This window comes from Limosilactobacillus sp. WILCCON 0051 (assembly GCF_039955095.1).
GTDB lineage: Bacteria > Bacillota > Bacilli > Lactobacillales > Lactobacillaceae > Limosilactobacillus > Limosilactobacillus allomucosae.
The window spans coordinates 1,421,536-1,433,330 of the sequence record NZ_CP154878.1 but is presented as its reverse complement, the minus strand read 5'-3'; the positions used below and the strand labels follow the sequence as shown (position 1 = coordinate 1,433,330).

11 protein-coding genes are annotated in these 11,795 nt (G+C 48.6%); 8 read left to right on the top strand and 3 right to left on the bottom strand.

The window, feature by feature from the left end; translation table 11 throughout:
• The first annotated feature begins 80 nt into the window (after positions 1 to 80).
• Genes ABC765_RS06625 through ABC765_RS06605 form a run of 5 tightly spaced genes read left to right on the top strand, consistent with a single transcriptional unit; the run spans position 81 to position 3,523 of the window.
• Positions 81 to 1,010, top strand: coding sequence for an SGNH/GDSL hydrolase family protein (locus tag ABC765_RS06625; protein ID WP_347963771.1), 930 nt, complete (start codon positions 81 to 83; stop codon positions 1,008 to 1,010).
• Positions 1,011 to 1,026: 16 nt separating this feature from the next.
• Positions 1,027 to 1,629 (top strand): YpmS family protein, encoded by a 603-nt coding sequence (locus ABC765_RS06620; protein WP_347964180.1) that lies wholly within the window; start codon positions 1,027 to 1,029, stop codon positions 1,627 to 1,629.
• A 15-nt stretch (positions 1,630 to 1,644) separates the two neighbouring features.
• Positions 1,645 to 1,869 (top strand): YozE family protein, encoded by a 225-nt coding sequence (locus tag ABC765_RS06615; protein WP_006499170.1) that lies wholly within the window; start codon positions 1,645 to 1,647, stop codon positions 1,867 to 1,869.
• An 18-nt stretch (positions 1,870 to 1,887) separates the two neighbouring features.
• The gene (gene ylqF, locus ABC765_RS06610; RefSeq protein ID WP_270362471.1) at positions 1,888 to 2,760 is read left to right on the top strand and encodes a ribosome biogenesis GTPase YlqF; all 873 of its coding nucleotides are present in this window, start codon (positions 1,888 to 1,890) and stop codon (positions 2,758 to 2,760) included.
• Entirely contained in the window at positions 2,753 to 3,523 is a 771-nt protein-coding gene (locus tag ABC765_RS06605) for a ribonuclease HII (RefSeq protein WP_347953387.1), read from the top strand. The genes ylqF and ABC765_RS06605 overlap by 8 nt, the downstream gene beginning before the upstream one ends.
• 109 nt (positions 3,524 to 3,632) lie before the next feature.
• On the opposite strand, the gene dprA is transcribed toward ABC765_RS06605, so the two are convergent.
• Positions 3,633 to 4,508, bottom strand: a complete 876-nt coding sequence (gene dprA, locus ABC765_RS06600) for a DNA-processing protein DprA (protein ID WP_347953386.1) — start codon at positions 4,506 to 4,508, stop codon at positions 3,633 to 3,635.
• A gap of 298 nt (positions 4,509 to 4,806) precedes the next feature.
• On the opposite strand from dprA, the gene topA reads away from it, so the two are divergent.
• Positions 4,807 to 6,978, top strand: coding sequence for a type I DNA topoisomerase (topA, locus tag ABC765_RS06595; RefSeq protein WP_347953385.1), 2,172 nt, complete (start codon positions 4,807 to 4,809; stop codon positions 6,976 to 6,978).
• Between the two features lie 100 nt (positions 6,979 to 7,078).
• Positions 7,079 to 7,963: an aldose 1-epimerase family protein gene (locus ABC765_RS06590; protein WP_347980013.1), complete on the top strand. Its 885-nt coding sequence runs from the start codon at positions 7,079 to 7,081 to the stop codon at positions 7,961 to 7,963.
• Positions 7,964 to 8,018: 55 nt separating this feature from the next.
• Here ABC765_RS06590 and ABC765_RS06585 read toward each other — a convergent pair whose 3' ends face one another.
• The gene (locus ABC765_RS06585) at positions 8,019 to 8,792 is read right to left on the bottom strand and encodes an SDR family NAD(P)-dependent oxidoreductase (protein WP_347963768.1); all 774 of its coding nucleotides are present in this window, start codon (positions 8,790 to 8,792) and stop codon (positions 8,019 to 8,021) included.
• Between the two features lie 173 nt (positions 8,793 to 8,965).
• A complete protein-coding gene (plsY, locus tag ABC765_RS06580; RefSeq protein WP_347980012.1) occupies positions 8,966 to 9,595 on the bottom strand; it encodes a glycerol-3-phosphate 1-O-acyltransferase PlsY in 630 nt (209 codons plus the stop codon).
• A gap of 187 nt (positions 9,596 to 9,782) precedes the next feature.
• On the opposite strand from plsY, the gene parE reads away from it, so the two are divergent.
• Positions 9,783 to 11,786, top strand: a complete 2,004-nt coding sequence (gene parE / locus ABC765_RS06575) for a DNA topoisomerase IV subunit B (protein ID WP_056967834.1) — start codon at positions 9,783 to 9,785, stop codon at positions 11,784 to 11,786.
• Positions 11,787 to 11,795 lie beyond the last annotated feature (9 nt).

Here is an 11,795-nt window from a genome sequence, read left to right as displayed (position 1 = left end):
CGGTGGCATGATAAAATGCACTATAATGTTTCTTATGTATCTTAATTGACTTTAAGAATTTTTCAGTGAGAGGTAATTTTATGCTGCGCGGCAAAAAAGGCTTACTGTTGTTGATCGGCGCCATTTTAGCGGTAGCTGGCGGGAGTGGTTATTGGTATCACCAGCAGCAGTCAGCATCGACAACGGTTCAACAGACTTCACAAAAAGATCGGGTTTTAAAGAAAAAAATAACGCTGGTCGCGATTGGTGATTCGCTGACGCATGGTCAAGGCGATGATAAAAACGAGCAGGGTTATGTTGGACGGATTAGGAAAAAACTGCAAAAACACTACCATAATCGCGTGACCACGTATAATTATGGGGTAACTGGCGACCGGTCCGATCAGATGCTCAAGCGGCTTAATGAACAGCCAGAAATGCGGGCAAATCTAAAAAAAGCCGATGTGATCGTGATGACGGTTGGCGGCAATGACTTGATGCAGAAACTGGAGAGCAACCTGCTGAGCAATTCTACCGATAAGATTGAGAGCAATATCGAACAGGCAGGCACGACCTATCAGCAAAAGCTAAATGAATTGCTGACTGCGGTTCGCAAGCAGAATGCCACTGCGCCGATTTTTATGTACAGTATTTATGATCCGGTTTATACTTATTTCCCTGATGTGTCGATTATCAACGAGTCCGTTGCCAAATGGAATCAAATCACAAAACAGACCGTGGCTCAGTATGGCCCGTCCTATTTCGTTGATATCAATCATTTAATGTCATACGGTCAGTATAAAACGGCCAAGCAGCGGCAAAAACTCTCACAGCAGGCTCAAAAAGCCAACAGCGATCAGATTACCCAAAAGCAGGTCATTGCGATTATGAACAATGATACGCATAACCTAAACAACTACATCTCAACTGAAGATAATTTTCACCCTAACAGCAAGGGCTATGATCAGATGACCAATGCTTTGTACAAGGTGATGCTGCAGCACGATGACTGGGAATATCAGCAAAAGTAGGATGATTTGAATGAATATGGAAGATAAGCTAAAAAAACAATATAATGGCTGGAAGGCAGCTTTTTGGGTCTTGGTAATCGTCTTGATCGGCTCGCTGCTGACGGTAGTTCATCTAGCCAGCGCACCAGTTAAGACGCCAGCTGAAACCGCGGCTCCCAAAGCCAGCGATACGTCATTGGAACTGGTTTTGAATCAAAAACAGGTCAATGCCTTAGCCAACAGCTACATTAAAAAAATTCAAAAAAAGTCCAAAAAACCGCAATATCGTTTTATTGTAGGTAATCAGTATGCAACGGTGATCGGTCGCGCCAAATTTTTGGGGGTCAACGTGCAATACGCGATGAACTGCATTCCGGTTAAAACCAGTGAAGGCAATATTATGCTGAAAGCTAAAGGACTGGCGGTTGGCCGGCTTAACCTGCCGATCGGGTTCGTCATGGGCTATATCAAAAAGAACTATCAGCTGCCAAACTGGGTCTACATTAACCAAAAGAAAAAGACGATTTTGCTGGATCTGAATAAATACACCAAAAATAAGGCAGTGCATGCCCAAGCTGATGAGATTAACATGGCAGATGGTCAGTTTAAGTTCTTGATTACCGTGCCGCAGGATAACTAACAAGGGGGTTGGCAGATGTTTCGTGAAAGCTTCTATCATTTTTTGATGACCTTAAGGCAGCCCAATCAGCCAACTGAGATTGAGCAGTTTGCCAACAATGCTTTTTTGGACTCGTCATTTCCTAAGCAATCCCAAGATTTTGATGAAATATCTCATTATTTGGAAGAAAATGCCGAATATCTGCCAGGAATGACGATTTTTGATGATGCCTGGCAGCTGTATCTAGAAAAAATGAATTAGAATTTAGGAGGAACTAAAATGGCAACAATTCAATGGTTCCCTGGTCACATGGCTAAAGCATTGCGCCAGATCAGAGAGCAGATGCCTTTAGTCGATATCGTATTTGAGCTGGTTGACGCGCGGGTGCCATACTCCTCGCAAAATCCAGAAGTTGATCTGGCAGCTGGCGACAAGCCGCGTCTTTTGATCTTAACCAAAACCGATTTAGCGGATCCAGAAGTCACCAAAGAATGGCTGCAGTACTTTAAGGATCACGGACAGCCGGTACTGGCACTGGACTCGCGCGCCCGCAGCGTTGCCAAGACCGTTACCAACGCGGCCAAGCAGGTCTTAGCCGAAAAGCTGGCCAATGAGCAGGCTAAGGGGATGAAGAAACGGGCGATTCGCGCAATGTGTGTCGGCGTGCCTAACGTCGGCAAGTCAACGCTTTTGAATCACCTGGTCAAAAAGAACGTCGCGGCTACCGGTAATCGGCCAGGGGTAACGACTGGTCAGCAGTGGCTGCGCTCATCGGCTGAATTGGAGCTGCTGGATACGCCAGGCGTTTTATGGCATAAGTTTGCGACCGAAAAAGAAGGCTTAATGCTGGCACTTTCTGGCGCGATCAAGGACAGTCTGTTTGCCAAGGATGACGTGGCCCTGTTTGCACTGCAGTATCTGCGCGCCAATCGGCTGACCGAATTAAAGCAGCGCTACCATCTGAGTGACGCTGATGTTGACGAAAGCGTGACTGATCCGGATCTGCTGCTGACGATTACTAAAAAGATGGGCTTTCGTGATGACTACGACCGCGGCAGTGAACGGCTGATCTTTGATTTGCGCAAGGGCAAGCTGGGAACGATCTCATTGGAAAAGCCGGCTGATATTAATGCTGAGGGTCTCAATGAATAAGCTAAGCATTAAAGAAATCAAGGACCGCTTAAAAGACACGCCCACGCTTGATGATCCGTTTGTTCAATCACTGCAGCAAGATGAGCGCAAAGGCGTCCAAACCGCGCTGGCCCAGCTAAAGCGTCGATTGGAACGGCAGGCAGCAAGCTATGCGGCCTTCAAAGAGCGTTTTAAATATGAAAATCAGCTCTGGCAAGATGGTCAGCAGTACGTTGCCGGTATCGATGAGGTTGGGCGGGGGCCGCTGGCTGGTCCAGTAGTAACGTGCGCGGTAATTCTCAAGCCTGATTTTGACCTGGTGGGGGTTACGGACTCTAAGCAGCTGACCAGGCATGAGCGTGAGCAGCTGTATCTGCAGATCGTTAATGAAGCTCTGGAAGTCAGCATTGCCGTCAATCCGTGCACGGTTATCGATCAGCTTAATATCTACGCGGCGACCCAGCAGGCAATGATCCGCAGTGTAGATTCTTTGGCGCATCGGCCGTCCCACCTGATTGTCGATGCCGTCCCCCTGGCAATTGATATTCCGCAGACGACCTTGATTAAAGGCGATCAAAAGAGCATCAGCGTCGCGGCAGCCAGTATCGTTGCCAAAGAATATCGTGACCATCTGATGCGTGATTACGATCGGCTCTATCCAGGCTATGGCTTTGCTGAGAATATGGGCTATGGCACCAAGCAGCATTTGCAGGGCTTGGCAGAACTTGGACCATGCCCGATTCATCGGCACTCGTTTTCACCAGTCCAGCAATATCTGCGTTAGCAACCAAATACTAAATAAAAAGAACAGCACTGTCTTGGTTTTGATGAAACTTGAGACCGTGCTTTTTTAATCGGCTTGTTCGTGTCGCTTTTAAAATTATTGAGGCAGTCTATCTTGCAGAAAACAGCCAGTCAGGCAGCTCCTCTAAGATGTCTTGACTGCTTAGAATCGGCCGCGCCCCAGCAGCAATCAGTTCATTGGCTCCCAGCGACATTGGTGAATCGATTGGTCCAGGTACCGCACCGACATTTCGATTGTCCTGCAGCGCCAGGTTGGCCGTAATCAGACTGCCGCTGCGCCGACTGCCTTCGACCACCAGACAGGCATGACATAAACCGGCAATGATCCGATTGCGTTCGGGAAAATTGCTCGGGTAGGGCGTAGTTGCCAGTGGATACTCCGTCAGCAAAAGACCGGACTGCGCGATTTGCCGCTGTAAAAATGCATTGCAGCGTGGATAGCTGCCATCTAGACCAGTCCCGATTACGGCAATTGCGGCTCCACCATCCAGCAGCGTAATCTGGTGAGCCAAGCCGTCAACTCCTTTGGCCAGGCCGCTGACGATTGCGACTTGACTGCTGACGATTCCTGGCAGTAATTGATTGATCGCTCGTTCACCATATTTAGTGATATTCCTTGATCCAACCACGGCTAGACAAGGGTACTGCAGCAGTTGTAGGTTGCCTTGATAATACAAAACCAATGGCGGATCATAAATTTCTCGCAGGCGCTGCGGATAGATCGCGTCAAGCGGCGTTATGAAAGGCATCGGCAGATTTTGCTCAGTCTGACGCCGCAGTTTTTGGCTGGACCATTCGTCAAACCACTGCATCCGTTTGTCAAAAGTGATGTTCAAGTGATCAGTCAATCTAGCGAGGTTGGTAATCTGTTTTTGCTGAACGGCAGCCATTAAAAGTCGATATTTCATCCGTCGACTCAAACAGCTGCATAGACTCAGCCTTAAGATAAATTCACGCAGATGCATTGCTTTTCCCCCCTTACCATTGCTATATGCTAAAAATTCAGTTTGACACTAAAATTCCATTCATTAATTTTTGAATTAGACTTTTTCGCTAAAATGATTTTATCGTTGCCTTGATTTTTTTAATAAACTCGATTATATTGATACGCTAGTTAGACCATTTTCTTTTTTGAATTAATCTAGGTCTATCTGATCGGTTCATTGCTGATTGAAATCAGTCAGACGGGTTTGACCGCACAAGAGACCATATAATAGTATAGAAGATAAAACCGATCAAATTCATCATGATAGGAGCCTTATGATGGCAACTAAAACTGTAAAATCAACTGCTAAAACAACTTCGGCCAAGACAAAAACTGCAAAACCGGCCGCTAAAACAACTAAGAAGACGACTGCCAAGCGCCCTAAGACCAAGAAAAAGCTGGTCATCGTCGAATCGCCTTCCAAAGCTAAGACGATTGGCAAGTATCTGGGACGGACCTATAAAGTCGTTGCCAGCCTAGGTCATGTCCGTGATCTGCCAAAGAGCCGGATGGGGGTTGATATTGAAAACGACTATCAGCCCGACTACATCTCCATTCGCGGCAAGGGTGACGTAATCAAAGAACTGCGCAAGGATGCCAAGCAGGCTAAAGCAGTCTATCTGGCATCTGACCCGGACCGGGAAGGGGAAGCAATTGCCTGGCACGTTGCCAATCTTTTAAAACTGGATACTAAAGACAAGAACCGGGTTACCTTCAATGAAATTACCAAAGACGCCGTTAAGGAAGCCTTTAAGGAACCACGTGAGATCAACATGGACCTGGTTGACGCACAGCAGGCACGGCGGGTTTTGGATCGGCTGGTTGGTTATTCGATCAGCCCGATTCTTTGGAAAAAGGTCAAAAAGGGACTGTCTGCCGGACGTGTGCAGTCAGTCGCACTAAACCTGATCATCCAAAGAGAACAGGCGATTCGCGACTTTAAGCCTGAAGAATACTGGACGATTGATGGTCAGTTTAAAAAAGGACGCGACGAGTTTGCGGCATCTTTTTATGGCGAAAATGGTAAAAAAGCCGCGCTGCCTAATAACGAAGCCGTTCAAAAAGTGCTGGCCAAGATTGATCGCAAGGCGCCGTTTACGATTGATGACGTTACGCGTAAAGAACGTAAGCGGATGCCGCAGCCGCCATACACTACCTCCACGATGCAGCAGGATGCCAACCGTCGTCTGAACTTCCGAACGCGCAAGACGATGATGGCCGCCCAACAGCTGTATGAAGGGATTACGCTTGGGCATGGCAGCGCGGTCGGTCTGATCACCTATATGCGTACCGACTCTACGCGGATTGCCTCAATTGCCAAACAGGAAGCTTCTCAGTTTATTCATGAAAACTATGGTGAGCAGTATGCCGCAATCAAGCCAGTCAAGGGCAAGCTGCCGGAAGGGGCCCAAGACGCGCACGAAGCGATCCGGCCAACATCGGTCAACCGTACGCCCGCAGAGATGAAACAGTATCTGACGGCTGATCAATATAAGCTCTACAGCCTGATCTGGAGCCGATTCGTGGCCAGTCAGATGACGCCGCAGATTGTTGATACGATGGCCGTTTCCTTGAGCCAAAACGGGGTCGACTTTCATGCCAACGGGTCCAAGGTCAAATTTGATGGCTTTACCAAGGTTTACAAGCGTGGTCAGGAAAAAGACAATGTTTTGCCGGATCTAAATCAAGGCGACCAGGTCCAAATGATCAGTGACGACCCGGCACAGCACTTCACGCAGCCGCCTGCTCGCTATACAGAAGCTGCCTTGATCAAGACGCTGGAAGAAAACGGGGTCGGCCGGCCTTCCACCTATGCGCCAACGCTGGACACGATTCAGCGCCGCTACTATGTTCGTTTGGTATCGCGCCACTTTGAGCCAACCGAGCTGGGTGAGATCGTCAACCAGATCATCGTCAAGCAGTTCCCAGAAATCGTCAATGTCAAGTTTACGGCCGAAGTTGAAGACGACTTGGACCGGATCGAAGAAGGCAAGGAAAACTGGGTTAAGGTCGTTGACAAGTTCTACCAGCCATTTTCTAAAGAAGTCCAGGCTGCTGAGGAACAGGTTGCCAAAATCGAGATGCATGATGAACTTGCCGGCAGCAATTGTGAGATCTGTGGGGCGCCAATGGTCGTTAAGATGGGCCGCTATGGCAAGTTTCATGCCTGCTCGCGCTTCCCGAACTGCCGCAACACCAAGGCAATCGTTAAGGATATCGGCGTAACCTGTCCTAAGTGTGGGCAAGGGAGCGTGGTTGAGCGCAAGTCCAAGAAGAATCGCGTCTTTTATGGCTGCTCGCGCTACCCTGAATGTGATTTTGTTTCATGGGACAAGCCAATTGGCCGCAATTGTCCTAAAGACGGTCATTTCTTGATTGAAAAGAAGGTTAAGAAGGGCAAGCAGATCGTTTGTCCTAATGGCGACTACGAAGAATCAGTCCAAAATTAAAAGATAGACTTGCGAAAGCCCTCTCAATCTGTTATTGTGCAGATTAGAGGGCTTTTGGCATATACCATTGTCCATTGAGAGTTTGAAAGGATGACGAGAGATGATTCAGATTGAAAACGAGCAGCTGACGGTACAGATTGATCCACTAGGCGCCCAGATGCACAGCATTAAGCGGAATGCAGAGGGAATAGAATATTTGTGGCAGGGTGACCCAAAGTCTTGGAAACGGCAGGCACCCGTCCTGTTTCCGTTTGTCGGCCGACTCAAGGATGATCAATACGAATATCAAGGCAAGGTCTATCATCAGACGCAGCACGGTTTTGCCCGCGATCGGGAGTTTCAGGTCGTGGAACAGAGCAGTGAGCGGGTAGTTTTTGAGCTACGCGATGATGAAAAAACACGGGCAGCCTTCCCATTTGCTTTTGTGTTGACGATTGCCTATCAGCTGGATGAGGATCGCCTGCTGGTCAGCTATCGTGTTGAAAACCCAAGCAATGACCAGACGTTGATCTATGCTTTGGGTGCGCACCCTGGTTTTAACGTACCGGTTGATGAACAGGGCAGTTTTGAAACGACTCAGTTCAGTGTTTCGCCGGCAATTGACTATCAACAGGTTAAATTGGTGGCACCTGGTCCATTTAATGATCTGGAACATCCAGCGGTTCTGCACATGCAGCAGCCCATCACACTGGATCATGAGCTGTTCGATGAGGATGCCTTGATCTTTGCAACCAAGGGCATGCCATTTACGGCGACGCTGACGGAACCGCAGACTAATCACGGGGTTCACGTTCAGGTTAACGGTGCACCATTTGTTGGCGTCTGGTCGCCATATCCAGCCCAGGCCAACCTGGTGTGCGTTGAGCCGTGGTGGGGGATTGCCGACAGTATTCACAGTGACGGCAGACTTGAAGACAAACAGGTGATGAGTCGACTGGCGCCTGGCAAGCATGAGGACTATGCGTTTGCCATTCAGCCGTTCTAATGAATCAAAAAAGACGTGGTGATCACCACGTCTTTTTGATTTCAGTTGAATTTGATCAGCGCAGCAGGTAGCCGCCATCAACCGGCAGCATTACACCAGTTACGTAATCAGATGCTGGACTGGCTAAAAATACCATTGGCCCCATCAATTGTTCAGGACGGCCCCATTCACCGGATGGAATGTGTTCTTTGATCTCAGGCCCCCGAACCGGATCCTCGGCCAGCGCCTTCGTCATATCCGTTAAAATGTAGCCCGGTGCCAGACCGTTGACTTGAATGTTGTATTTGGAAAGGGCATCAGCGTAGGCTTTGGTCAGACCTAACACGCCATGTTTGGCTGCCGTGTAGGGGAAGATGAACTTGCCGGCACGGTAGGATTGCATTGAGCCAATGTTGATGATCTTGCCGTGCTTTTGCTTAGCCATATACTTAGCTGCGGCCTGTGACATGTGGTAGAGCGCGTTGAGATTCAAATTGATCACCTTGTCCCAGTCTTCATCCTTGAACGCTAAGACGTCATTGCGGATCTGAATGCCGGCATTGTTGACCAAAATATCCAGACCACCCATTTCCTTAACGCATTGCGCGATGATTTCATCGGCACAGTCCGGTTCAGTGATGTCGCACTGCAGAAAGCCGATCTTTTGTCCATTGCCTTCGACTGCTTGACGAGTTTCTTCCCAGCCGCGCTGCGAGTTGGAAACGACAAAAATATCCGCGCCGTAAAGCGACAGCGCCTTTGAATAGTTTTGACCCAGACCGCTGGCACCGCCAGTGATCAATGCTACCTTGCCATTAAGCTGAAAACTTTGTTGATTAAATGAACTCATAAAAAGCACCTCGATGTTTAAATTCAACTTTAGGAAATCGTTACACCAGATTATAAGCGCTTTCAATTCTTTTTGCAAGAGGGTTTAGGAAATCGGTTGCCTAAATTTATCAGCAAAATAAAAATCGCATTCAGCTCGGTCTTTAATGCCAAGTGATGCGATCATCAGCTTAATTATTTTTGCTTTCGTTTTTGCTGCCGCCGATAGCCCAATCCAAAATGAACCAGCGATTCGGTACCATTGAAGATGCGCTTGATGTTGGCACGGTGCAGCCAGATGATTACCACCGTCAAGAACCCGGCAATGGCTGCCAAGATCCAGTCGTGAATGCATAAGGCAATGATGAAAATCGCGGTAATGCCAACCATGCCAGCCGCACTAGCCATGCTGGTCAACAATAATACCGTCAGATAGATGGCCCAGGCAACCAAAAAGAGCAGCGGGTTATATGCCAGCAAGATCCCGGCACTGGTGGCAACGGCCTTGCCGCCATGAAAGTGATCAAAAATCGAGCAGGTATGGCCCAAAACGGCAAATAAGCCAATCAAAAGCGGACTGACGGTCTGGCTGCAGTGAAAGAAATATGGCTGACAGGCTGCCAGCGTCCCCTTGAACATATCAAGAAACAATACGGTTACGCCTGCTTTAGGTCCCAAAACGCGCAGGGTATTGGTCGTGCCGATATTACCGCTGCCCAGCTGACGAATATCCTTGTGGTAGAATACCTGGCCGATCCAAAGTCCCCAGGGAATCGAGCCCAAAAGGTAGGCAATGACTGCCATTAAACAGATTTTAAAAATCATAAATCATTCAAAACTCCCTCGATAATAATTGCATAATTGTTATAATAGCACATTGAGTGGCATCGGCAACTTTTGTTTGATATGCTAAAATAATGGGGCACAAATGTTTGCAAAATTTCTTTGCTAAATTTTGTCAAATCAGTTATATTAAAAAACGTTACTAAAAAATTATGAGGAGGGCCTTTCGTTGGCAGAACAAGAATATCAATATGATGCATCCTCCATTAAAATCCTTAAGGGGCTGGAGGCGGTGCGCAAACGGCCTGGGATGTATATTGGTTCAACGGATACCTATGGCCTGCACCATTTGGTATATGAAATCGTTGACAACGCGGTCGATGAGGCTTTGTCTGGCTTTGGTGATGAAATCAACGTGACGATCGAACCCGACAATTCAATCACGGTTCAGGATCATGGTCGTGGGATGCCAGTTGGAATGCATGCTTCTGGCAAACCGACGCCAGAAGTCATCATGACCGTGCTGCATGCCGGGGGGAAGTTTGGTCAAGACGATGGCTACAAGACTTCCGGTGGGCTGCATGGGGTTGGGGCCTCAGTCGTGAATGCTCTTTCAACCAAACTAACACTGACGATCGTGCGCGATCACGTTCGCTATCAAGAAAAATTCGTCAATGGCGGCAATCCGGTCGGCACGCTCAAAAAATTAGGCAATACGCGTGCGGGTTCCGGAACGACGGTTACCTTTAAGCCGGATCCAAAAATCTTTTCTACGACGGTCTACAACTACGATACTTTGGCAAGACGGCTGCGTGAATCGGCATTCCTGCTAAAGGGCCTAAAGATTACGCTGACTGATAAGCGCGCTGGTCAGGAAAAAGAAGAGGTATTCCAGTTTGAAAATGGCATCAAGGACTTTGTCGGCTACCTCAATGAGGACAAGGATACACTGGGTCAGATCATGTACTTTGACGGTAAGCAGGATGGCGTTGAGGTTGAGGTTGCGGCTCAGTATAACGATGGCTATTCAGAAAACGTCTTGAGCTTTGTCAACAACGTGCGCACTCCAGATGGGGGAACGCATGAAGCCGGTTTTCGCAATGCCTGGACCAAAACCTTCAATGACTACGCCAGAAAAGTCGGTCTGCTCAAGGAACGCGACAAGAATCTGGAAGGGTCTGACGTTCGCGAAGGCTTGACGGCAGTCGTCTCAGTACGAATTCCGGAACGCATCCTGCAGTTTGAGGGCCAGACTAAAGACAAGCTGGGGACGCCAGAAGCCCGTAAGATCGTGGACTCAATCGTCAGCGATCAGCTAAGCTACATGCTGCTGGAAAATGGCGATGAAGCTCAGCAGCTGATCAGAAAAGCACTCAAGGCTCGCCAGGCAAGAGAAGCCGCGCGCAAGGCTCGTGACGAATCACGCGGCTCCAAGCGCAAAGGCCGTAAAGAACGCAATCTGTCCGGCAAGCTGACGCCGGCCCAGTCAAAAGATGCCGCTAAAAATGAGCTGTTCTTGGTTGAGGGTGATTCAGCCGGTGGGAGTGCCAAGCAGGGACGCGATCGGAAGTTTCAGGCGATCCTGCCATTGCGTGGTAAGGTTCTCAATACAGAAAAGGCCAAGCTGGATGACGTCTTGAAAAACGAAGAGCTTAATACGATCATCTATACGGTTGGCGCGGGGGTCGGCAGCGAGTTCAACGTCGCGGACTCCAACTACGACAAGATCATCATCATGACTGATGCCGACGACGATGGGGCCCACATCCAGATTCTGCTGCTGACGTTCTTCTACAAGTACATGCGGCCAATGATCGAAGCCGGTAAGGTCTACATTGCCTTGCCGCCGCTGTATCGCATCCAGTCTGGCAAAGGAGCCAAAACCAAGATTCAGTATGCCTGGACCAACGATCAGCTGACGCAGATGACCAAAAAGATTCGCGGAGCTCAGCTGCAGCGTTTCAAGGGGCTTGGTGAAATGAATGCCGATCAGCTTTGGGAAACCACGATGAATCCTGACACACGGACGCTGATTCGAGTGCGGATAGAAGATGCCGAGCTGGCTGAAAAGCGCGTCACTACCTTGATGGGCGATAAGGTTGCACCACGTCGGAAATGGATTGAAGAAAACGTGCAATTTACGCTGAGCGATGACGAAGAGTCTGATCAGCTGATGGAAAATCGCGGTCAAAAGGCCAAAACGCCTACGATCAATACCTGGAATCAAAAGTAAGAGGTGAAA

Bases quoted from the DNA above. Each gene is read 5' to 3' on its own strand.
- ylqF (WP_270362471.1), top strand. From the start codon at position 1,888: ATGGCAACAATTCAATGGTTCCCTGGTCACATGGCTAAAGCATTGCGC.
- ABC765_RS06620 (WP_347964180.1), top strand. From the start codon at position 1,027: ATGGAAGATAAGCTAAAAAAACAATATAATGGCTGGAAGGCAGCTTTT.
- ABC765_RS06615 (WP_006499170.1), top strand. From the start codon at position 1,645: ATGTTTCGTGAAAGCTTCTATCATTTTTTGATGACCTTAAGGCAGCCC.
- ABC765_RS06625 (WP_347963771.1), top strand. From the start codon at position 81: ATGCTGCGCGGCAAAAAAGGCTTACTGTTGTTGATCGGCGCCATTTTA.
- plsY (WP_347980012.1), bottom strand. From the start codon at position 9,595: ATGATTTTTAAAATCTGTTTAATGGCAGTCATTGCCTACCTTTTGGGC.
- topA (WP_347953385.1), top strand. From the start codon at position 4,807: ATGGCAACTAAAACTGTAAAATCAACTGCTAAAACAACTTCGGCCAAG.
- ABC765_RS06605 (WP_347953387.1), top strand. From the start codon at position 2,753: ATGAATAAGCTAAGCATTAAAGAAATCAAGGACCGCTTAAAAGACACG.
- ABC765_RS06590 (WP_347980013.1), top strand. From the start codon at position 7,079: ATGATTCAGATTGAAAACGAGCAGCTGACGGTACAGATTGATCCACTA.
- ABC765_RS06585 (WP_347963768.1), bottom strand. From the start codon at position 8,792: ATGAGTTCATTTAATCAACAAAGTTTTCAGCTTAATGGCAAGGTAGCA.
- dprA (WP_347953386.1), bottom strand. From the start codon at position 4,508: ATGCATCTGCGTGAATTTATCTTAAGGCTGAGTCTATGCAGCTGTTTG.